This is a genomic window from Planotetraspora phitsanulokensis (genome assembly GCF_016863295.1).
Lineage (GTDB): Bacteria > Actinomycetota > Actinomycetes > Streptosporangiales > Streptosporangiaceae > Planotetraspora > Planotetraspora phitsanulokensis.
In genome coordinates this window covers 46,140-68,354 of record NZ_BOOP01000037.1, presented here as the reverse complement: position 1 = coordinate 68,354, position 22,215 = coordinate 46,140, and the positions used below count along the sequence as shown (strand labels likewise).

General features: G+C 66.4%; 13 protein-coding genes. 5 read left to right on the top strand and 8 right to left on the bottom strand.

The genetic code is table 11. The features are described from left to right. Positions 1–257: 257 nt before the first annotated feature. Positions 258–4,163, bottom strand: a complete 3,906-nt coding sequence (locus Pph01_RS34280; protein WP_204077364.1) for a DUF4365 domain-containing protein — start codon at positions 4,161–4,163, stop codon at positions 258–260. A 252-nt stretch (positions 4,164–4,415) separates the two neighbouring features. On the opposite strand from Pph01_RS34280, the gene Pph01_RS34275 reads away from it, so the two are divergent. Both Pph01_RS34275 and Pph01_RS34270 read left to right on the top strand, forming a co-directional pair. After that, on the top strand, positions 4,416–5,510 hold the full coding sequence (locus tag Pph01_RS34275; protein ID WP_204077363.1) for an ImmA/IrrE family metallo-endopeptidase: 1,095 nt from the start codon (positions 4,416–4,418) through the stop codon (positions 5,508–5,510). An 18-nt stretch (positions 5,511–5,528) separates the two neighbouring features. Continuing rightward, positions 5,529–6,725, top strand: coding sequence for a hypothetical protein (locus tag Pph01_RS34270; RefSeq protein WP_204077362.1), 1,197 nt, complete (start codon positions 5,529–5,531; stop codon positions 6,723–6,725). On the opposite strand, the gene Pph01_RS34265 is transcribed toward Pph01_RS34270, so the two are convergent. Both Pph01_RS34265 and Pph01_RS34260 read right to left on the bottom strand, forming a co-directional pair. Further along, entirely contained in the window at positions 6,722–7,336 is a 615-nt protein-coding gene (locus tag Pph01_RS34265; RefSeq protein WP_204077361.1) for a hypothetical protein, read from the bottom strand. The genes Pph01_RS34270 and Pph01_RS34265 overlap by 4 nt on opposite strands. Continuing rightward, positions 7,333–7,701, bottom strand: coding sequence for a hypothetical protein (locus Pph01_RS34260; protein WP_204077360.1), 369 nt, complete (start codon positions 7,699–7,701; stop codon positions 7,333–7,335). The genes Pph01_RS34265 and Pph01_RS34260 overlap by 4 nt, the downstream gene beginning before the upstream one ends. Before the next feature lie 586 nt (positions 7,702–8,287). On the opposite strand from Pph01_RS34260, the gene Pph01_RS34255 reads away from it, so the two are divergent. Then, positions 8,288–9,385: a coiled-coil domain-containing protein gene (locus tag Pph01_RS34255; RefSeq protein ID WP_204077359.1), complete on the top strand. Its 1,098-nt coding sequence runs from the start codon at positions 8,288–8,290 to the stop codon at positions 9,383–9,385. A 2,698-nt stretch (positions 9,386–12,083) separates the two neighbouring features. Here Pph01_RS34255 and Pph01_RS34250 read toward each other — a convergent pair. Together Pph01_RS34250 and Pph01_RS34245 are read right to left on the bottom strand one after the other, a co-directional pair. Beyond that, positions 12,084–12,947: a DUF3800 domain-containing protein gene (locus tag Pph01_RS34250; protein WP_204077358.1), complete on the bottom strand. Its 864-nt coding sequence runs from the start codon at positions 12,945–12,947 to the stop codon at positions 12,084–12,086. 447 nt (positions 12,948–13,394) lie between these two features. Then, on the bottom strand, positions 13,395–13,556 hold the full coding sequence (locus Pph01_RS34245; RefSeq protein ID WP_204077357.1) for a hypothetical protein: 162 nt from the start codon (positions 13,554–13,556) through the stop codon (positions 13,395–13,397). 142 nt (positions 13,557–13,698) lie between these two features. Between Pph01_RS34245 and Pph01_RS34240 the strand changes: the two genes are divergently transcribed. Beyond that, positions 13,699–14,160, top strand: coding sequence for a hypothetical protein (locus Pph01_RS34240; protein WP_204077356.1), 462 nt, complete (start codon positions 13,699–13,701; stop codon positions 14,158–14,160). Between the two features lie 2,010 nt (positions 14,161–16,170). Next, on the top strand, positions 16,171–16,389 hold the full coding sequence (locus tag Pph01_RS34235; protein ID WP_204077355.1) for a hypothetical protein: 219 nt from the start codon (positions 16,171–16,173) through the stop codon (positions 16,387–16,389). Between the two features lie 516 nt (positions 16,390–16,905). On the opposite strand, the gene Pph01_RS34230 is transcribed toward Pph01_RS34235, so the two are convergent. The 3 genes from Pph01_RS34230 to csb2 are packed head-to-tail and all read right to left on the bottom strand — an operon-like array spanning position 16,906 to position 22,210. Further along, entirely contained in the window at positions 16,906–17,907 is a 1,002-nt protein-coding gene (locus tag Pph01_RS34230; RefSeq protein WP_204077354.1) for a hypothetical protein, read from the bottom strand. Beyond that, positions 17,904–20,693 carry a type I-G CRISPR-associated helicase/endonuclease Cas3g gene (cas3g, locus tag Pph01_RS34225; RefSeq protein WP_204077353.1) on the bottom strand — a complete coding sequence of 930 codons (2,790 nt, stop codon included), beginning with the start codon at positions 20,691–20,693 and terminating at the stop codon, positions 17,904–17,906. Before cas3g ends, Pph01_RS34230 begins: the two co-directional genes overlap by 4 nt. Continuing rightward, on the bottom strand, positions 20,690–22,210 hold the full coding sequence (csb2, locus tag Pph01_RS34220) for a type I-G CRISPR-associated protein Csb2 (RefSeq protein WP_204077352.1): 1,521 nt from the start codon (positions 22,208–22,210) through the stop codon (positions 20,690–20,692). The genes cas3g and csb2 overlap by 4 nt, the downstream gene beginning before the upstream one ends. Positions 22,211–22,215 lie beyond the last annotated feature (5 nt).

Genomic DNA, 22,215 nt, shown 5'->3' with positions numbered 1-22,215 from the left:
GGCGGTCTGAGCTGATTCGAGCCTCCACGCTGGCGCATCCTCGCGTTCAGTCGCCGCCTAATAGACGGTCCTTCGGCGCAGTCCCGTGTTCCTCATCTGACCTGTGCTGGTACCCGCGGAAACGATGCCGGTCGGGAAGGCGTCGCCTGCCCCGGCAGAGGCAGGGAAAAGACCATAGATAGCGTACCGATGCCCACCTTCGATCCCCAGGCGTAGCCCAGGGTGGCATACCCGTCTGCGGAAGACCTGGGATCGGCTTATTGTTGTGTGGCCTGGGCAAGCGCGTACGCAGCTTCCACGAGTGCCTCCACCTCAGCTTTGACGCCATCCGCGTGCCGCCCTGAACCACCTGCATCGAAAGCGGCCTCCATAAGGACGGCGATCAGCCGGGGACGCAGGAGAAGAAGGAAGTCCGGCTCGGTCGTCTCTGTCACCTCAGCCTCCGCGAAAGCTGCGAAACGCAGCGTGGCCAGCGCGTGCGCCTGCCGCAAACCGGCCGTCGCCGACATCAGCAGTTCGCTCAATCCTGCTGCCGTAACACCGACGGTCTGGGCAGCGATCCCGCACATCAGCCGGACGGCTCGCTCGAGAGCCTCCGCCGGCGTCCCTGAACCAGCGAAGCCACAGGTGCCGTACATGAGCCACTGCGGAACTTCGCTCGGTTGACGCTCGTGGACGGCCCGGACGAGCTCGGAGAACGTGCCCATGGTCTCACCCGGGTCCAGCCAGGCGGTTGGGCGGGCGAACGGGATGGCCGCAGCCCTTGGAAGCCAGCCGTCAGCTTGGGCTTGCTCCTTCAGAATGTCGCCGCGTAGAGGGAGATCCACAACGTATTCGCCGACGAACCGGCGATGATCTTCTTCGGTGGTGTCCGGCAATCCGTCCTCGTACAGGGTGTGAAGCAGGGCAAGGGTGCCGAAAGTGGGGATCCCTGCACTGCTGGCCACGCCTCGCACGATGACGTCATCGGTCCACAGGGTGGCGTCGCTTTCGAGCGCAAGCTGGATCGGAGCCAGCCACGGTCCTTCCCCATGCATGGTGAACGCTGGTCCCTGCGCCACGATGTCGGAATCGATACCGTCCGTCATGAGGTCGGTTACCATCGCCAGATCTGCGACCTGCACGATGTCGGTGAGGCCTGCCGCCTGGAGGAGATCATCGGCGCGGCGCGTCAAGAAGTCTCTCTCCTCGGGCGTGAGTGTGGATCGGAGAAGGCCAGAGCCGGGCTCGAATGCAATGGTCATCGACGATGCCAGCAACCGCTCGACGCCGAGGCTGGCCATCACGATGTCGTCGTGACAAGCCGCAGGCAGTTGGACCGACGCGAACCGTGCTCGGAGGTCCGCGAAACCAGCCACGGTCATGGTTGCCACGAGTAAGGTGCTCGCGTCGATCACGACGACGCCGTCAAGGGCGGAGCCGACGCATGCCACCTCGTTGTCGAATCGTTCAGGGTCGGTCTCCGCGGCAGGGGTGCAGCCGCCGGCTCGCTGGAGCAGCGCCAACGCGTACGGCTGGTTGACCTGGCTCGCCAGAACTCCGACAGGGACGACCCCGGCCATCACATGGTCACGCACGGTTCTGTAGGCCAGAGCCGCTGGCTCCAGCTGTGCTTTGAGCACATCCGGGTTCACGAGTTCGTGTGGGTCGGCGGGACGCAGCACTCCGTGGGGATTTCGATCGACGTAGGCCTGCAGAACCGTGTTGAACCGCACACCCACCTCAGGCGGAAGGACAAACGCAGCCGTGGATTCGGCCTCGGCGTCCCCCCGTGGGGGCCGTCCCGTGGCGACCAAAATCATGCCGAGCACCTGCCCGGTGAAGTCTCCGTCCTCGGGGAACTGCTCCATCAGATCCAGCAGACCCTCGACGGTCTCGCTCGACCACCCGTCCCGGCGAAGCAGCGCAGCCTTGAGCCGAGCTTGTGCATTGGTGAGCACGGGCGGTCCCAGAGCACGGTGCGCCCGAGACGCTAGATCGGGGTGCCGGGCATTCCATCGAGCACCGATGAGACTCCAGGCGTAGTCGACGAGTTCCGGTGGCAAAGGCCCCGTCCGCGTGCTGGCATCCAGCATTCCGGCCTGTCCCGGCGCGCCAGGGACGTCACTGTCAGCGATACCCGCGACAGCATGCTGCTCGACCGCAATCCAGTCGTTCCGGACAAAGGCATCCTGTACGAGTTTCCGGCGCAGCGAGTCGCGAAGCCCCCGCGGGAGGCTTGAGCGGCTCATGAGCAACAGAGCCCGTTCTCGCCATTGAGCGTGGTCGTCGGCGCGCTCAAGGATGTACAAGGCCCGGAGGAGAAATTCCGTTGCGCCGAATCGCGAGGCCCCCCGATCACACGCCTGCACAGCTTCGGTGTGGCGTCCTAGCTCGACCAGGGACTGGATCAACGCCATGGTTCCGGGTAGGGACCGGCTGGCGAGGTGTCGCAAGCGCGTCAGCCCTGCCGCAGGCCGGCCCGCGGCGATATCCGCCCTGGCGTGCAAAAGTACGGCGTCGTCTGCAGGGATCACACTCCGCGCGGTCAGGTTATCGAGGCCGGGAAGCGGCCACACGCCGAGGTCTGCGAGTGAGGCCAGCGCGATCACTGCCTCGTCGAGACGGTTTTCGCCAGCCGATTCCACAACCTGGGTCCACAAGGCGATCCGTTCGGAGTGCTCGGCGCCTTGGACGTCCGCCCGGACGGCGTTCATGATCGCAACACCAGCGGGGTTGGTGACCTTGGAGACAAGACGGTCAGCGTGAATGTGACCGAACTGAACAGCCGCGCGCGCTGCCCCCTGAACCAACTGCTCTGCAGCCGCCTCGCGCTCGTTGGCTTGGCCATACGGTTGGGTCAGCGCCACTTCGACCGCGGCGTCAATGTCACCGGCGAGGAGATGGGTGTGGAACAGAACAAGGGCTGCGTCTTCGCTGGCTCCACCCCAACGCCTCTGCTCGGCCCGGGCGGTCTCAGCGAGATTACGGGCTCGCTGAATGTCGGCCTCATGAAGAGGGCTCCTACCGTCGCTGGCCCGCTGAGCAAGCGTCTGGGCGAGCATCGTCCGACCGGAGACGCTCATGGGGAAAGTGGAGACCAATGCCTCTAACCATGTGACCGCCATGTCGAAGTCGCGGGCGGCACGAGCGTGCTCGGCGAGGAACCGCAGGGCTGTCCCGTCCTTCGGGACGGTTCCGTCCTTGATGACATGGTTCAGGCTTTCCGGGATGGGAACCGGGCCGACGCCGCCGACGGCCTGATGCTCGAGAGTTGCCAGGCCGAGGTCGGCCAGCAGCGCGCCTTCGACGGAATCGGCGGCTTCCGCCAGGATCGCTCTGGCCGCGTCTTCGTCGAACCGGGCCAATGTCAGCCCCCAAAAGGCCTGCCATCTGCCCGCCGGGGTTGCGCCAGCGGCCACGGCCCGGGCAAAGCAGGCAGACGCCTGCTGCTCTAGACGATGCTCATTGGCATAGGCGCCGACGCAGGCCCAAAGGCGCCACTCAACCGTGGAGGGGTGCGGCCACCACGCGGGGGCCTTCTTGACGAGCCCTGTCACCACATCGCTGGGTGGTCCCGCCTGGAGCAGTTCGGCGAGACGCTCGACAGCTCGGACCGCGCCGAGGTCCCGGGTCTCCCGGGCGAGATTACGCGTGCTCTCCAGCCAGTCCCTGGCCTCCCCCGGCAGACGGCTCAGATACCCGGAGAAGCGCTGCTCGATCGGATCGCCCTCCTCTCGGGCCGGCCGTGCCAGATTCTTGAGCGCCATGACGCTGCTCAGGTCGATCCGCTGGCCAGCCGGCACGATGACCTTCCAGTCCTTGCCGGTCGACTCTGCCGTGTCATGGGACAGGGATTGCCAGTAGAGCTCCCCCGACTGGGGATCATGTAGGACGACCACGACAGGTATGTCGTAGTTAAACCAGTACTGGGCGTGCTCGTCGTTGAACCGGAAGACCCAGCCGTCGCGTGTCTCCTTGTCGAAGAAGCTGCGACCCGACTTGATCTGCGCCCCGAGCAGGCGGCCCGCCGTATGGCCGTCGTCAACGAGTTCGACGATGGCATCCACGCCGAAGTCGGCAACAGGCTGCTCGCGACACAGCCAGCCAAGGGTTCCGTGAACCGCCGTCGCGAACGCGGCGACACCCTTCCGCTCGGTGTGGACCGACGGGTCAACACGCACAGGCATCCCCTTGGCGACCAGCCCGGCTTGACCCTGTGTCAGCCAGATTGATCACCCTAGCTAACCGGGACGACAATCCCGGGCCCCGCGCGTCGGCGCACACGCCGCCTGGGACCTCTGCCTTGACGAGGTAGGGGCCGTCGTTTCCCAGTGGCCATGTTTGCCTCCGCCAGCGAGTTTGATATGAGGAATATTTTGATGGTGTATTCTGTGGGATATCGAGTGACGGTTTGTCGTGGTTGGAGGTGTGACATGGATCAGGTTGCGAAGGTAGCCCAGGCCACCATGCTCACCCTGGCCCGCGAGTCGCGCGGCATGACCCAGACGGCGCTGGCGGCAGCCATGTCGAAGCTAACCGGCGAACGGATCACCCAGGGGTATGTCAGCAAAGCCGAAGCGGGCAGGCTGACCGTCGAAGGTGATCGGCTGGCACTGTACGCGGCTGCCCTGAGGTATCCACCTGTGATGTTGTGCGTGGATGCTGAGCTTTCCGGAGTAGGGATCGGGCTGGTTCACCACCGCAAGAAGGCCGCCTTGGGGGCTCAGGCGCTGCGCCGGATCCACGCGCAGCTCGCACTCGCCCGCCTGCAGACGCGCGGCCTCCTCACACCCGCGTTCCAGCAGCGGCACCAGCCGCGCTTCGAACGGTTCGAGGTCACAGACCTGGACACACCCACCGAGGCCGCCCAATCGCTACGCAAGGTGTGGGACGTTCCGGCCGGTCCGATCCCCAATCTGGTCGCGCTGATCGAAGGTGCCGGCGGGCTTGTTGTGATCAGAGATCTCGATAGCCGAGACCTGGACGCGGTGAGCCAGTGGGACGGTGTGGAGAACCCGTTGTTTCTTCTGGCCGCGCATGCCCCAGCCGACCGTTTCCGATTCAGCCTTGCCCACGAGCTCGGCCACATCATCATGCATCCCGAGCCGGGCGCCACCCCCGTGCAGGAGCGGCAAGCAGACGAGTTCGCCAGCGAATTCCTGATGCCCGCGCCCGACATCAGCGCCGAACTGAGCGGCAGCCTCGACCTGACCCGGCTGCTGGCCTTGAAGCACCGGTGGGGAGTGTCCATGGCGGCACTCGCCCGCAAGGCCCTGACACTCGCCACGATCAGCGAGTGGCAATACCGAAACTTGATCATTGAGATGTCCACCCTGGGCTACCGCACCCACGAGCCAGGCGAGATCCACCGAGAGCTGCCCCACATGGTCCCCGCCGCCGCGCAGCAGCTCGCCCATGAGCATGGCCTCGGCCATGCCGCCGAACAGGCAGGGCTACTCCCCGAAGAGTTCACCCTGCTGTTCTTGCTCAAACCCGGTCCGGCCGGGCACCTCCTCAACGTCGGTTAAGTCTCACGAGGTGAGCACATGAATGACCGCACCACCGCCCAGCCCCCCACCGCGGCGAGTTCCCTGCTCACCTCGCCGAACGACCAGGGCGCGGCCGTGTATGCCGTCCATCAGCGCATTCTGATGTTGGAACGAGCCAAGCTGGTCACTCGTGCGCCCGACCACCTCGACCCGGCCCGAAGCGGCCTGGTCCTGTGCGGTGATGGCAGCTCGGCGCGGCTGCGCCAGTTGCGGCCGTCTTTCACGGGCGTGCTCGCCGAAGACTGCGCGGCCTACGAAAAGGAGGTCGCCACGGCGGACGCGCCCTTCTCGCTGCCGGAGAACGTCCTGTTCGGCGGGGACCTGGACAGCGTGCTGCAGGCGCAGATCGACCGCGGCGCGAACTTCGCGATCACGCCCACGCGGTATGTGAAGGCCGCCGACATCGCCTCGTTGAAGGCCATCATGAAGAAGGTCAACACCCTGGGCCGCGACGACGTCATCGTGACGTTGCCGGTCTCGATCAGTTGGCTGCGGCCGGAAACCCAGTCCGCTCTCATCGCCGTGCTCGGCGCCATCAAGCATCCGGTCGCGTTGATTCTCGGGGGCCAGTACGACCCGCTGAAGCAGTTCGCGGCTGCGCCGCAGCACTTGCGCGAACTGCTCGCCAAGGTGCCTGGGACGGGGCTGTGGCGGACCGACCTGGCAGGGTTCGATGCGCTGGCCCACGGGGCCGGGTTCGCCGCGATCGGCGCCGGAGGCTCTGTGCGGCATCTCGTCCCTGCCGGAGAACGGGCACAGACCTCCAGATCGGGTCCGAACTACCCGGCCGTTCTGGTGCCCGACCTGCTGCGGTTCAGCACCGCGGAGTTCCTCGCCACCTCCTACGCCAACGCTGCTCCTCCGCGCTGCCACTGCCCACAGTGCGGCGGGTATCTGGATTCCTTCTTCGGCCTCACCGACGCGGTGAAGGCCGCCGCGCACGCGCACAACACCGCGACCTGGAACGCCTGGCTACCCGACCTGTTGGACCAACCAGCGCTTCCCGACCGGCAGCGGTGGTGGCGCTCGCGCTGCAAGCTCGCCGTTGACGCCCATGCCCTCGAGAACAACCGGATCAAACAGCCGGGCCGATTCAAGCCGGAGCCGCCCCTGCAGAAGTGGGCGACACTGCCCATCGCGGACGGCGGCGACAAAGACGCCACCGATGATCGCGAATCGTCCCGACAGAGCTAGAGGAGTTGCCGGTGGGCCTCTTCTAGGAACAACCAGCCGGCCGCGGTGAACCGGTGGCGACGGAACGGCTCCGGTGGCACCACAGTTACCGGTGCCGCATCGACATAGGTGATCACGCCGATGCCGTAGAAGTCGGCTTCCATCCGCAGCACGTCCAGATTAGGCGGTGGTTTGGGCAGCATCATCGCGCGTGCGCAAAACGGCGCGAACCTGCCGGCGCGCTCCAGGCCGAGACGCCACGAACGAGTCGGAACCACGACCAAGCCGGCATCAACAGGTGGAACCGCAAGCCGCGTCACAAACCCGTTCTCCACGCACACCGTGCCCGTGGGAAGCATGCGCAGCAGGTGACGTTCGTTCTGGTCCAAGGCAGCCAGGGGAACCGGCGTGCCGACAGGTAGTCCCAGCAGAAACCGTAGCGCGTCGGCGGAAGTGATCGCGCCCAAGCCCACCTGTCGCCGGCGCTCGACCTCACCAGGGTGTGCCTCGTAATTCAGCATCACCTCGATGCCTCGAAGCGTGGCCCATGACCATGTCGACAGCACACCGTCCATGAGGCGTAGGCGCTCATCGTAGAGAGTCTCCAGAGAGACCTCTGTGGCGCCGCTCATGCCCCTACCTTCTCGTGTCCTGAGTCAGGGTTCACAGCGGACCCCAAGATCTCGTCGAAATGCCCCCGCAGGCCTGCAACCAACTCCCGCATGGGTTCCCATATCCTGTCGCCGCCTGCCCTTTGATACCAGCGCCGGCGGTCCCGCGTGAGCTCGGCCACTCTGTCCACCATCTGCAGAGCCAGCAGATCTCGCAGCGCCGGGTAGTAGACCGCAGCCTCCACACCCTGAGCGGCGGCCAACGCACCCACGTTCACCCGGCCCTCTGGAGCCTCCGCGAACGCGGCAAGCAGCTCCAGCCGGTATCGGTTGCCGAACAGGTGAGCCGATACCGCACGCACATCGCCCACAGCCACGCCACGCACGCTCCCAGTTTACTGATTATCGAATCCATAATCCATTCGATGAGGGGGTGGATCCTCATGAGGCTTGGCCGATTTCTCGGACAGTGGGCGCGGCCCCCGTTAGATGCGCCCCGACATTTGCCGGTAGAGGAGGCGCAATTCAGAACGTGGCCACCGCACGATCTTCAGTTCCATCACACCTGAATGATCACAGCGGTGGTCTCCTGCGGCATGGCCTGTCGCATCCGTCGGCATGACTTCGCCTGTCGGTGGCCATCTGCTGGTTCGTGCTACCGGTTGTCCCGCCCGGTGCCCGGCAGGCCCCCTGCCAGGAGTGGTCCGCCCGAAGCGTTCCTGGCGTACTCCTTGAGCGCTCTGATGCCCCCTGTCCCGCCCAAGTAATGGTGACGCAAGAAGGCCATTGGGAACGTCGTCTTCGTCGTACCCCATAACCGTGATTATGGGGTACGAGAATTGGTGCGTGATTTCGCGTTAAGATATCGCGAAAAGATATTTCGCGCAGGAGCCGCGAAATAGCTGCTACGGTCTGAGCGTGCCCGATGATCCGCCAAACGCCGAGCCGCACGGTCCATCAACTGCTCCCGACATGACCGACCCCGAGGTCGGGCCGGTCTGCGCATTCTGCGGTGGCCCCATGCCACCGGCGGCCCTCGACGAGCACGGACACCGCAAGGCCGGGCGGCCGGCGCGGTACTGCCGCAAGGCATGTGCCGACGCCGCGTCCCGCGCTCGTCGTCAGCGACAGGCCGCCACGATCTCCGCCCATCTCGCCGCGGCCACCCAGTTGAGCGACACCGCCCGCCCGGGTCTCAGTGAACTCACCGCGGTGCTCACTGAGCTGACCCGTCAGCTCGAGCAGGCGCAAAACGGCGCGCTGGCGGAAGTCGAGGCCGCCGAAGAGGAAGCCGCCGAGGCCCGCAACTTCGCCGAGGCAGCAGAACAGCGAGCCACACAGGCCGAGCGAGCTCACCGCCAGGCGCTAGCGGCCGAGCGCGCCGCCCAACAAAAGCGACTCGAGTCAGAGCGGCGGCTGGAGGATACGCGCACCGACGCCGAACGGACCAGAACCGAAGCATGGCAGCAGGTGGCCGAGCACGAAGCGGCTCGCGGCCGCGCGGAGGCCGCCCGTGACGCCGCCCTTTCCGCCCGGGCTGACCTGATTGACCAGCGGGATACGGCCTTGCGGTCCGTCGATGAGTTGCGCGCTGCTCAGCTGGTACAGGCAAAACAGCTCGAAGCTGTGCGACGCGCGCTAGCGGAGGCGCGCGCCGCGTGCGACACGCACACAGCTCGGCTCACCCTCGTTGAGCAGGCTCTTACAGAGACTGTTGCCGACAAGGAAATGCTGCGCGAGCAGGTGAGCGCCGCGCTGGTGCGAGCAGAAACTGCAGAGACCGAGCGGGATCGCGCCCGAGCTCAAGCCGAGCAAGCCGCTGCAGAGGCCCGGGGAGAGATCCACAATCTGCGCGCCGATGCAGATCGTCAGTTGGCCTTGATCACCGCAGCCCATCAGGCTGAATTGGCGGCGCTGAGGGCAAGTGCCCAGGACGCCCGTGTCCGTGCCGAACGCGCCGAGGCGCAGGCCGACGCCGCTGAGCTTCAGCGCCAGGTCCTCGCCCGTCAACTTCATGATCTTCGCGCTGAGCCTGACATCTCGTCAGCTGCAGCGGGCGGGCAGACCTAAGCGTGGGAAAGGTCGCCAGGCGGAGATCGCGACGTGACCCTGGTGTCATCACTATCCACAGGGTTCACCCTCGATGAAGCAGGGACTACGCACCGCGGCGTTCCTACAAGGGCTTCGGTCTCCAGTGGCTATGGAGCCTCGATGAAGGGCGGCGCCAACGAGCACCGCGATCCGCACGCTCTCGGCCGGTACGGCGATGCCCTGCATGCCTTGATGAAGGGCGGCGCCAACGAGCGCCGCGATGGTCGAATGTGCCCGTCCGGATGTACAGGCTGGCGGTGCCTCGATGAAGGGCGTCGCACACGAGCGGCGCCACTCTGGAGGAGGAGATGCTGTACCTCCGCCCGGACGCGCCTCGATGAAGGGCGGCGCCAACGAGCGCCGCAATCTGGAACTGTCGGCAGACGCGCTCGGAGTCGGGGCCACCTCGATGAAGGGCGGCACCCAAGAGTGCCGCGGCGTTCCTACAAGGGCTTCGGTCTGCGGGTGGTTATGGAGCCTCGATGAAGGGGGGCACCAGCGAGCGCCACGATATGGGGCCTGCGAACATCGAGTTCGCGTTCTTCGGGCCTCGATGAAGGGTGGCACCCACAAGCACCGCGACACCGTCCTGCGTACCGGGCGGCGCCAAGGAGCACAGCGATTCGTACTTGACGGCCATGCTGATCCGGTCGACGATACCTCGATGAAGGGCAGCGACGACCGCCGCGATCGATCCCACGGCGTCTCATGAGACCCCATAGGCCGGTGCCTAGATGACGGGCAGCGCGAACGAGCGCCGCGACCCCGCACTTCTGCCGCAAACGCTCGGCGCGCTGCTCGGGCCTCGATGAAGGGCGGTGCCACGAGCGCCGATACCTCCAACCCGAAGTCCGGCCTGGTCAAACGCGACGACCTTCCTCGGTGAAGGGCAGCGCTCTGGAGCGCCGCGACCCCGGGTGATCCCCTACGGGCGCGTCGTCGCCCAGCCTCGATGAAGAGCGGCGCCAACGAGCGCCGCGATAGCTGGAGCTTACGAGTAGCAAGAATGGCGTTACCGCCCCGATGAAGGGCGGCGCCCAGGAGCGCCGCGACGAAGGCAACGTCTACTTCGAGATGACCGGCATCGAGCCTCGATGAAGGGCGGCGCCGATGAACGCCGCGACCGGTGACCGGATACAACCTGTTCTTGATCAACAACCCTCGATGAAGGGCGGCACCCGGCGAGCGACGCGAAAAGTCCTGCGAGGGTTCGGCCGAGGCCGCCGACCGGCTTCGATGAAGGCCGGCCCCTGGGAGCGACGCGACGACCGTAACCGACGAATCGGCGTGGGATTATTCGGGCCTCGATGAAGGGCGGCGCCCAGGAGCGCTACGACTTCAGGGTAGGCGTCCAGAATCATGAAGAAATCAACCCTTGATGAAGGGCGACGCCAACGGGCGCCGCGATACCTATTGAGGTTTGGCAGTCCGCTGCCCCTGCGAATCCTCGATGTAGGGCGGCGCTCTGGAGCGCCGCGATGGCGGAACGGCTCTCGGCCTCGCTCGCAAATGGGGGCCTCGATGAAGGCGGCGCTCCCAAGCGCCGCGACGCCACCGGACACAACACTGCCGGAATCGGCGTCTGGCCTCGATGAAGGGCGACGCCAACGAGCACCGCAGCATCCGCCGGCCCGGCGGGGAGTTCGCCTTCTGGACGCCTCGATGAAGGGCGGAGCGCATGAGCGCCGCGACACCTGTTCCCGTCCGAGACCACCACCGCGAACATCCTGCCTCGATGAAAGGCGGCGCCAAGGAGCACCGCGATCCCCGCTCCTGGGCTGCCTGTCCTGCGCTAAATGTCTCAATGAAGGCGGCGCGAACGAGCGCCGCGATGTCGTCGTTCAGTATCTGGGCGAGCCACGGCTATTCGTCGCCTCGATGAAGGGCGGCGCGATTGAGCGGCGCGATCTCACGCCTGAGTCGGCCTTGCATATGGCTGTTCAGTAGCCTCGATGAAGGGCAGAACCCACGAGCACCGCCAACAACCGGTCACAACGCCAGTGGAATCGGCGTCTGGCCTCGAGGGAGAACCGGCGCGACCGAGCGCTGCGATCCGGGCGTGCCATCCGATCTTCACACGGCCGGACGCCTCGATGAAGGGCGGCGAACAAGCGCCGCGATCCTCGCGCTCCTCCAGGCGGCGGATCTGGTCACCGCCTCGATGAAGAGCAGCGCGAACGAGCGCCGCGATTGCATGTTTCACGAAAGGTAGTTGGCCTTGCCCCGGACTGCCTTGACGAAGGGCGGCACCCAAGATGCCGCGGCTCAAACTCGCTATTGAGGCCAGTGTGGAGATCCTGCCTGATGAAGGGCGTCGCCTACAAGCGCCGCGACGTGATCCTGGCATCCTCCCCGCCGACCGAGTTCACGCCTCGATGAAGGGCGGCGCCAACGGGCACCGCGATGCCTGACGGACTCGGACGGTACAGCGATGCCTGCATGCCTCGATGAAGGGCGGCGCCCGCGCACCGGGCCACCAGTTGGTCGTCCCGCAGTACCTGACGGACCTGCCTCTGCGCTCTGGAGCGCCGCGACGGGCGTTGAACCTGGTCACCAAAGCGGGTCCGAACCTGCCTCGATGAAGGGCGGCACTAACGAGCGCCGCGATCGGCACGCCGCGGGTGTTCATCATCCACACAAATGGTCGGGCCTCGATGAAGGGCGTTTCTCGCCGTCGTTAGGGGGGCCTGCTGGTGGGGCTGTCAGGGCCAGGGAGCCCGTCGTCGCGCTGGTAGGTCCGCCCAGGGTCGCTGAAAGGGTTGTCGGATGGGCCGATCGGATGTCCGGTGGATCCCTTGGCGTAGTGGGTTTCTTGAAAAATCCAGTAGTGCAAGTCCACCAGGTCGGGTGGCCACAGCGCCACGCCCGTGCCTCCGACAAGCCCATGCGCGTTGGTGCGAGCGAGTTCCTTCAGCCACTTCGCCAGCTTCATCCCGGCCGGCTGCCCGGCGACCGCCGCGGTGGTGGCTGCGGTGACGAGGTCTGCCAGCTGCAGGTGCGGGACGTGATGGGACGGTGCAGTCAGGATCGGCGAGACGACACGATCGGGCGTGGCGAAGCGGGTGCCTTCCCGGGTCAGGCCGAGAGTGTCGGCTAGCCACTTCACTTCGTCCTTGCGGCCGCCGCCCGGCTGGTCGGCGATGATGATGCCGACGTCGTTTCGCTCGCGCAGGTACGACGCGATCCGCTCATAAAGGTACTTGAGGATCTCGGGTTCGACGCGAGTCTTCTCCCACGGGACATGACCACGGTCCCACACCACGACGGCAGACTTGATGCCGCTATCGATGGCGGCCTGAAGCATCCGCTGGCGCAGTTCGGTGATCAGTGGGCCGGTCGCTTTCGCCTGGAAGGTGCTCTTGGGTGGCTTCCACTTGAGTTCCTCGCCCTCGGGGATCTCGAACTCCGCGCGGATGCCGTCGAGCGCGGTCGCGAAGCCGGCGACTGCGGGTTCGGGGACGATCACGCCGCCGACCGAGACGAGCTCACCCATGTGTCGGCGGCGGACCTCTTTCTGCCCACTGTCGTCGATGTAGATCATGTACACGATGGCACCCCATGATAGTTGCCGCAGTAAATGCGTACACCTCGACCCGCGGACAGAGTGTCACGTGTCGGGGGACGCTTCAGGCTGAATGAGGTACGTGTTGATGATCGCATCGGAGTTGGCGCAGTAAATCCGGCATTTACTGCGGCAAGACGCCTGCCCTTCGTCCCTCGGCGACCCGTGGGGCATCCACGACTTGGCGGCCGCGGATCAATTGTCGGCGGCGTCTGCGAACCTGCCAGGCATCGGCAATTCCGTGCTCCTGGAGGCACCTGTGCCAGCGCCGCTTGACCCCCACGTCGCCGAGGCCCGGATGCGCGCCAAAGGGTGGATTCCGACCGTTCCCTTTCCCGGCGCGGACAAGCCCTGGCCGGGCTACTGCGCAACGTGCCGGCAGCCGAGATCTCCGCGATACAGCAACGTGTGCTCGCCAAGTTCAACTCAGGGGCCATGCCGTTCCTGCAGCGGTTCGGAGAAGAAGACGGAGGCGGAGGCGCGTGCGGTGATGGCGCTTCGTGGCCTCACGCCGACAGTCCCGTACGTGGACAACCGGACGCCCTGGGAGTCGGTATGCGGGAACTGCAAGGGGAAGACGTCTCCCACGTTGTCCAGTGTAAAGAAGGCGATCAAGCAGGGCCAGCCGAAGTGCTGCGACCTGTGCCGGCGAAACGGGCCCATCAGGCCCGAGCAGGCGGAAGACATGCTCCGGTTGGCAGGCGGAGAACCGCTCGTCCCGTTCCCTGGAGTGAAGGAGCGATGGTTGTCGCGGTGCCTGAATCCGGGTTGCCGCAGAGAGATCGAGCCAACGTTCGACAGCATCAAGCACGCCGGAACCGGGGCCTGCGTCTATTGCGGCGGTTACGGCATCAAGGCCGACGATGATGCCCTGGTGTACCTCATGGTGCACCAACGACTCGATGCCGCGAAGATCGGGATAGCCAAGGCCGGAAGCCGGCGAATCGAACTCCACCGGAGTACGGGGTGGACGTTGGTCACCACGGTCTCGATGCGAGGTACCCGGGCCCGGTTCGTCGAAGGGCAGGTCTTGAAGCTGTGGTCGTCACTCGCGCTGCCCTATGGCGTGCGCGCCGAAGACATGCCATATGCGGGATACACCGAAACCGTGAGCTTGGCGGCGAGGTCACTCCATGAGGTGGAACAAGACCTTGAGCAGGCGCTCATTTATAGCCCCGACAGCGACGGGTAGCGGATCGCGGAAGGCATGGGGCGAAGTCGACGCCCAAATCCACATGCCCTTGGTGAGGCGTCTGCGACGCGCACGCGGATCGGCTCACCTCTCGCTGAGCAGGCGCTTACCGAGGCCGCCGCCGATAAGGCAGTGCTGCGCGAGCGCCGAGACAGCCGAGACCGAGCGGGATCGCGCCCGAGCTCAAGCCGAGCAAGCCGCTGCAGAGGCCCGGGGAGAGATCCACAATCTGCGCGCCGATGCAGATCGTCAGTTGGCCTTGGTCACCGCAGCCCATCAGGCTGAATTAGCGGCGCTGAGGGCAAGTGCCCAGGACGCCCGTGTCCGTGCCGAACGCCCCGAGGCACAGGCCGGCGCCGCTGAACTTCAGCGCCAGATCCTCGCCCGTCAACTTCATGATCTTCGCGCTGAGCCTGACATCTCGTCAGCTGCAGCGGGCGGGCAGCCTAAGCGTGGCAAGGTCGCCATGTGGAGGCCGCGACGTGATCCAGGTGTCATCACCACCCACAGGGTTCACCCTCGATGAAGCAGGGACTACGCACCGCGACGTTCCTACAAGGGCTTCGGTCTCCAATGGCTATGGAGCCTCGATGAAAGGCGGCGCGCACAAGCGCCGCGACCCGCGCGTCCTGCCGTACAGCCGGATCGTCGCCCAGCCTCGATGAAAGGCGGCGCCAATGAGCGCCTCGGTACCCGACCGCTGATCGTGTGGATCTCTGACCTCGATGAAGGGCGGCACCAACAAGCGCCGCGATCAGCCCGTGTTGGCCAAGACTGACATGCAGGACAGTCCTCCATGAAGGGCGGCGTCCAAAGAGCGCCGCGACTGAGTCCTACAACGGCTTCGGCATCAGGGTCGTCATGGAGCCTCGATGAAGGGCGGCACCCACAAGTGCCGCGACCTGTCGCTTGGTCATGAGCCTCCCTTCGGCTGGTTTGTACCTTGATGAAGGGCGGCGCCCACGAACGCCGCGAGCTGGACATCCACCCAGGCGACGTGGCGATCGTCGGACCTCGATGAAGGGCGCCGCTCTCGAGCACCCCGACTCGCCACCTGCCGCTCGAGACCGGCGAGGCGCCGCATCAGGCCTTGATGAAGGGCGGCGCCAACGAGCACCATGGTTGACCGCGTCTCGGCCAGTCCGCCAGTAGGCACCTTGATGAAGGGTGGCGCCCACGAGCGCCGCGCGACGTGGTCGTGCCCGACATGACCACCATCCGGCGCGGGCCTCGATGAAGGGCGGCACCCAGGAGCGCCGCGATGTCTTAGCTTCCAGGCCGACTGCGGAGATGCCTGCCTTGCCTCGATGAAGGACGGCGCCCACCAGGGCCGCGACCTCGGCATGAACTTCACAGCCTTTGATCCCTACTGGCCTTGATGAAGGGCCGCTCCCACGAGCACCGCCCCGCCTCCGACTCGTCCGCGTCGCGGATGGCGTCGCCTCGATGAAGGGCTGGCGCCCACGAGCGCGCGATTTCAATAGCGAGAGCGGGCGTCCCGCTACGTATACATGCCTCGATGAAGGGCGGCGCTCTGGACCGCCGCGACTCATGGCCGCTGTCACCGCGACCGCCGGCCCCGTGCGGCCTCGATGAAGGGCGGCGCCAACAAGCGCCGCGACTTCCTAGGTATCGCCGGCAGGCGCAGAACGTCGTGCCTCGATGAAGGGCGGCGCCCACGAGCGCCGCGACCGTAGATTAGCTAGGTCGTGTCCTATTCAACCGGCTTGATGAAAAGCGGCGCCAACAAGCGCCGCGACGGGGCCGACGGGGCCGAGGGTGCGGATCGGATGCGACTCGCGGACGCCTCGATGAAGGGCGGAGCCAACAAGCGCCGCGATCGGGAAGTTCGGGGACGGCAAGACCGCCGCGGACAAGCCTCGATGAAGGGCGGCTCAGGAGCGCCGTGACCCATATGACCACCCCTCCTGAGCCTCATGAAGGACGGCGCCCAGGAGCGCCGCGACGTCGCGGGATGCTTGATCCCAAGACATGGAGCATGGTGCCTCGATGAAGGGCGGTGCCAACGTGCGTCGCGACGGTCACGTACGCGCTGGCCACGATCGCACAAATCATGCCTGGATGAAGGGCGGCGCGACCGAGCGCCGCACGGCTGGCGCAGATGCCCCCGGCCATGAAGACCACGCAGCCTCGATGAAGGGCGGCGCCAACGAGCACCGCGATATCGGCGACATGCCGAGCGCGTGCCCCGGCATCGGGCCTCGATGAAGGGCGGCGCGCACAAGCGCCGCGAGCCCCCGGGGAGTGCTGTCCATCCACCCGTATGCCGCGCCTTGATGAAGGGCGGCGCCCACGAGCACCGCGATTCGAAGGACGAGACCGAGGACGCCGGAACCGTCAAGCCTCGATGAAGCGCGGCGCCAACGAGCGCCGCGACCCTCGTCGACCCACAGCACGACCCGTCGATCACGCGGGTCTCGATGAAGGGGAGCCAACGAGCGCCGCGATAGTTTCGACCACCGTCAACTCTCCGGTGGCGTCTAATTCGACGAGGTCGCAGCGCCCGACGATGTTGAGACGGTCGCTGATCGCGTCGAGCGAGCGCACACGGGTGGATCGAGAGGAGGCTTGGTCGTCGACGGATGTGTGGTCGCGGGTCCCCACCGCCATCTGGCCGGTGTCGGTGCTTTCTCCAGCCGCCTCGAGCCAGGCCCGGCGAGGGCAAGAACGCTTGGTGCGCGACGAGGCTGATGTGGATGGGGTCACGGTCCCCGAAGGGGATGGTCATTGGCGCCTGCCGATTGGGTGGAGTTGGCCAGCGCCCGCTCGGCGTTCCGGGGCTTTGTCGCTGCCGGAAATGGTCACGGGGAATGTGATGATCGCGGTCACTCCGCGGGAGGTCAGCCACAGCCGAGGGTTCTCGTCGGGTACTTCTCGGCGGGCGAGCGCGGCTGCGACGGCTTGGAATTGTGCGGAGGCGAGGATGCTGCGAAGCCGCGCGGGATGCCATGGGATACGCCACATGGGTACGGCGAAGTGCTCAGGGCGGCTGTTGCGTACGGAGACGCTGGTCAATGCCGGTCCGCCGGTCCGCAGGGCGATGGGGATCTGGGATATGCCCCACAGCGCACACCACACCACGGCGTTGTCAGCGGGCCCGGGAGCGTCCAATCCGGTGGCCGAACGGCTGTCAGGCGCGTCGCCGGAGACTTCGTCGCGCACGTGGCGCCCGAGGAGTCCGTCGAGAATCTGGCTGGTCGTCCGCGCGGCGACCTTTTCAGCGATCTTGCTGAGGCGGCTGCCGACGAATTCCGCTCCGGTGTTTCGTGGCTGCATCTCCAGCCGGTTGGCTGCATCGTCCTGCACCCGCTTTCCCGTCCTCTTGTCGAAGCGCCAGTAGGCCGGTTCGCCGAGAGCGCCGAGAAAGCGAAGGCCGAGGACCGCACGCGCCGCCGTGAGAGTGTCGAGGACCTTGTGGCGCCGGTCTTGGAGTTCCTGCCAACCGTCGTCGGTGCTGATGGCGGTCAGGCGGGGGCTCATGAGGCCGCGGGGTGTGCCGGCGAGGTTGATCGTCTCTTTCACCCAGTCGCAGTCGCGTGCATGGGCGTGGACGATATCCGCGGCAGTGTCTGGGTGCATGTCCAGGTGCGGGCGGGGGCGCATGCCTGTGGTCCACGAGATGCGCAGGTCAGTGTGGCCGGCGTCGGCGCAGATTGCGGCCAGGCCGTAGAGGGCCAGGTGGGTGATGAGGCGGCGGGGGTCGCCGCCGAGGGTGATCCCGTTCATGATCCCTCGCTGGACACTTGGCCGTCGGCAGCTCGGAGCAGTGCTTCCAGGTAGGCGCAGCCCCATATGCCGAAGATCGAATGTGTTCGCTCGATGATGTGGTCCCATTCGCCCTCGCCGTAGAGGAGCCGCCCCAGCTCCTGGTGGGTGTCGTCTCCAGTGAGTTCGGTGACGGTGTGCGGGAATCCGTAGCGTCCCTCCCCGTGGCTTGTGCCGACGAGACGTGCGACCAGGTCCCGGTCGTCTGCGGGAAGGTCGGCGAGGGCGTTCCAGCAGGCGAGTACGGACAGCTGCTCGTGGCGCCACCTGGATGGCAGGCCTGATTCGGCTCGAGCCTGTTTGATCTGCCGCGATGTGCTCATACCGCTTTTGGCCAGGGGAAGTTCGCTTGTCCGCTGGGGGTCGAGGCTGAGCTGGAATCGTGAGTCGGCTTTTCCGTCGTCGTGGTGGAGTCCAGCGAGTTCCAGCAGGTCGCTCTGAGATTCCAGGCCGAGTTGATCGCTGGTGATCCGGGCCCGCTCGGCGACGGCGGCGGCGTGGGCGTGCAAGGGGACGCGCTCTCGGGGTGTCCACTGCTGGCGTGCGGCCTCGTCGTGGAGCATCCGGCGGTTGTCGGTGATGAGGAGGCTGACAGGCGGCTCGCCGAGCACGTGAACCTCGAAATCCTTGAGGTTCGCCCTCAGAAGGACTTTGACCGCGGCCCGTACCCTGTCGGCCACGGGTTCGGCCAGCAACGGGGTGAGCTTGTCCAGAGCGTCTGCCAGTTCGGCCCGTCCTCGGCGCCCGTCGAGGCTGTCGGTGTCCCTGAGGGTTGCAGCAATGGTCAGGACGTGGGCGATCGCCGTCTTGGTCTCGTCATCATCGAACGCGGCGGGATCAAGCAACGGGCCGTGGCCAAGCCGGAAGACGAACTGACCGATCTTCGGATGGGCGGGGCCCTCCAGCACATCCGCCGCCGCACTGCTGCCGGTCTGGTCCACCAGCGCCATGCCGTCGATCACGGTGAAGATCGGAGAACTCGCGTCTACCACGACGATGTCGCCCGGGCGCACATCTTGGGCCGAATAGATCGACACGTCGTCGTCGCGGACGAGGAAGACCGGTGCGGTGATCTCTTCGATCCTGGTCCGGCAGGTGTTGATCTTTACCGGGATCGCCTCGTAGTCGAACGGTGGGAGCGCTCGAAGCAGTTCGATGGCCGCAACGGGGTCGGCGGGCAGGCCCTGTCGTACGACGATTCCCACGTCGAGGTCTTCAACAAGGTTGTCGGACAGCCACAGGTCCAGATCGCTGGTGGCGAACAGCCGGTCGCTGGTTCGCGCCCACATCCACGCGTCGCTCAGTTCTGCGCGCTGCAACAGGGTGCGGCGCCGCCGCTGGCCGGGCGGTGGATGCTCACGCAGCACCCACGGGGCAAGCCCGTTGGAGTCGACCTGACGTTCGCGCAGCCACGCGAGCGCGGCGTTCAGGTCTTCGGGTTCGTAGGGCGCGGTGTTGGCTTTCTCACCGACTTCTTTGGCGGGGATCGCGACGACGATGCGGGTGTCGGCGCGCTTGCCGCGGCGGTTGACCCGGCCGGCGCGTTGCGTGATGGCAGAACCGGGGGCCAGCTCGACCAGGGCGGCGGCCCAGTCGAGGTCGACGCCGACTTCCAGGCTCTGTGTGGAGATCAGGAAATCGACCTTCGGATCGCCGTCTGCGCTCAGCAGGCCCGGATTGGTGTTCTGCAGCCGGTCCAGGTCGTACGGGCGCAGCCGGCCGCACACCAGGCGCGTTTCGCCATGCTTGCCGAGCAGCGCGGCGAGATCCGTCGCGGTTGCCACGTTGTTCACGAAGCAGCCGATCGTCGGGCCGTAGGTGTTGCGCAACCTGGTCGCGCAGTCTGCCATTGACGCCAGTGCGGAGGCTCGGGCGGGGCCTTTGGTGGGAATGGGCCAGGTCGGCAGTTCCAGGAACTCGATGGGTTTGGGCCTGCGCAGCCGCTCCTCCAGGGCCGGGCTCTCGGACAGGTCGGCCTCGTCCACGTCGGCCACGACCATTGACCCGGGCTCATCTGGGGTCGCGGTTGCCTCCACAACCTGGAGCACCGGTACGGGCAATCGACGATCGCTGATGGCTGCCAATTCTGCGACGCGGCGGGTCGTTCGGATGAGTTGCCGGGACAGGTGCGCCTCGTCTACGACCACCACCGAGTCGAAGGCGAGCAGCCCTGCCTCGCGAGGCCGGGACGAGGAGCTGGTGCCGTACCCGCTGAACAGGAGCCGGCTGCCCCACATGTCGGGTGTCGCACAGATGACCTGGCAGGCGGTCGCGTCGTCGCGCCAGGCACGCGGCGCCGGCATCCCCCCGCGCAGCCTGCTGACCATGAGGGGGGATGCGACATCGGCGGTGACGAGCATTGACCGCAGGAGGCGGGCGACCTCGGCCAGAATGTCGCTGGCCGGCGGACTGCCGGCCCCTGGATGAAGCTTGTCACGCAGCTCACACGCATGCTGATACTGATCGTCAACGAGCACTCGCCGGTCCACGACCATCGACAAGCGGCGCGGCAACCGAGGGACGGCACCCGCCGCCATCAGCGCGACGGCGAACACATGGACATCGATCACGCTGGTCTTCCCGGCACCGGTCGGCGCACCGATGACATCGGGCCACCTGCCGTCCCGGACGAGACCTTCCAGGAGCCTGCGCTGCCAACCGAACGGGCGGATGCCGTCGTGAGGGATTCCGTCCCGGCTGTTCACGGCGGAGAAGAAGTCATTGAAGTCGCTGAGGGACAGTGTCATCGGGTTACCTCATCAGCTGGGACGTCCTCGGGCACCAGCAGCCCGTTGCCCAGATGCCGCGCCTGGCCGATGGCGAGCATCCCCCGGGAGGGGGTCAGGGTGGCGAGGTCGATGATCGCTCGGTAGGGCCGCAGCGGCAGCCCGGCAGGGATCTTGTGGACGAACCGACTCAAGTCTCCATCGCGGACGGGTTCGGCGTTCGCCACTGTGAGCCCGGCTCGTCGCGCGGCTTCGGCGACCTCGCGGTACCACGAACTGCCCTTGCTCGCGGGTATGCCCAGCTGGTCCCGCAGGACCAGGCCGACCGACAGCCGGATAGCGTCGGTCAGCGTCCAGTTCCTGCCCTGTCCACGCGTCTCCGGCACAGCGGCCGGAACGGTGCGCCACAACCGGACATGCCCGTCGGGTGGCGCGTTCCAGAACTGGTCCGCGCGCTGCTCTGGGCGTGTGGTCAAGGACAGACGCCGGCCGGGGCGGATCTCGGTGAGCGCTTCCCATGCGTCCTTGATGACCTTGTAGTCCGCCCCGTCGATGTCGGACGGCAACATCAGAGCGAACAGGGATTTTGAGGACGCTCCGCTGGCGGACGCTTCCTGCTCGGTGAGGATCTGGATGGCGCACCGGTTGGCCGGCCGTACGATCTCGGGGCCATACACGCCGGTCAGCACAGGTGGAGCACCGTACCCGATCATTTTGATCAGGGCCTTGTGCATGGTGACGGCCCAGCGCACCCGATCGGCCTCGCGAGTCAGGGGCGTGTCGACGTCCGCGAGCAGCACCTGGCCCCATGGACCACTGGGAGGTGCTGGCTGGCGGGAGGCGTACCTGGCCGAAGCGATGGCTGCTGTGACCCGCGTCGGTCGCACATGAGTCTCGTTGCTGACCAGCCTGTCCTTGGTGACAGCTGGGGCCTTGCCGTTGTCGGTCCGGTAGGCCGCCAGGAGGGCATGCGCCCTACCTTGCTCCGGAACGTCCAGGTCCAGATCACCCTTGGCGGTGTCCCACCAGTCCGCGTCCGGGACCAGATCATGCGTGGGCTCGGCCGTCCCGACACGCATCCGCACAGGAGTCTCCGCCATGCCCAGGTGCGACACGTCCGCGCACAGCGCCTCGATCGGCTCACGAAGCGCGGCAGGGGGGCCGACCTGCCATGTCCAGGCGTAACTCCCGTTGACCGCGACCGACCCCAATGGTTGCGGTGTGCGGGAGAAGACCCGTCCATGCGGGCGCTTTTCCAGAAGCCGAATCCGGTAGGCCAGCCCATCGGGCTGGTTCACCGACAGTGGGGGCACACGAATTCCGTCCGGCGGATGAGTCTCCAGCCAGCGAAGCGCGGCCATGTCCGCCTCGCACGGGCTCAGCAGCACGCCGTCGTGCTCGGCCCGCGGTCCGCTCGCCGCCGCGCACAACAGCGCCGCCGCCAGCCGAGCCGGCGAGGGAACCGAATCGATCTCACCGTCACCCGTGTGACCGTGGTAGGTGCCGAGCGGGAGCTCGGCGATGATGGCGTACGGCACAGCCG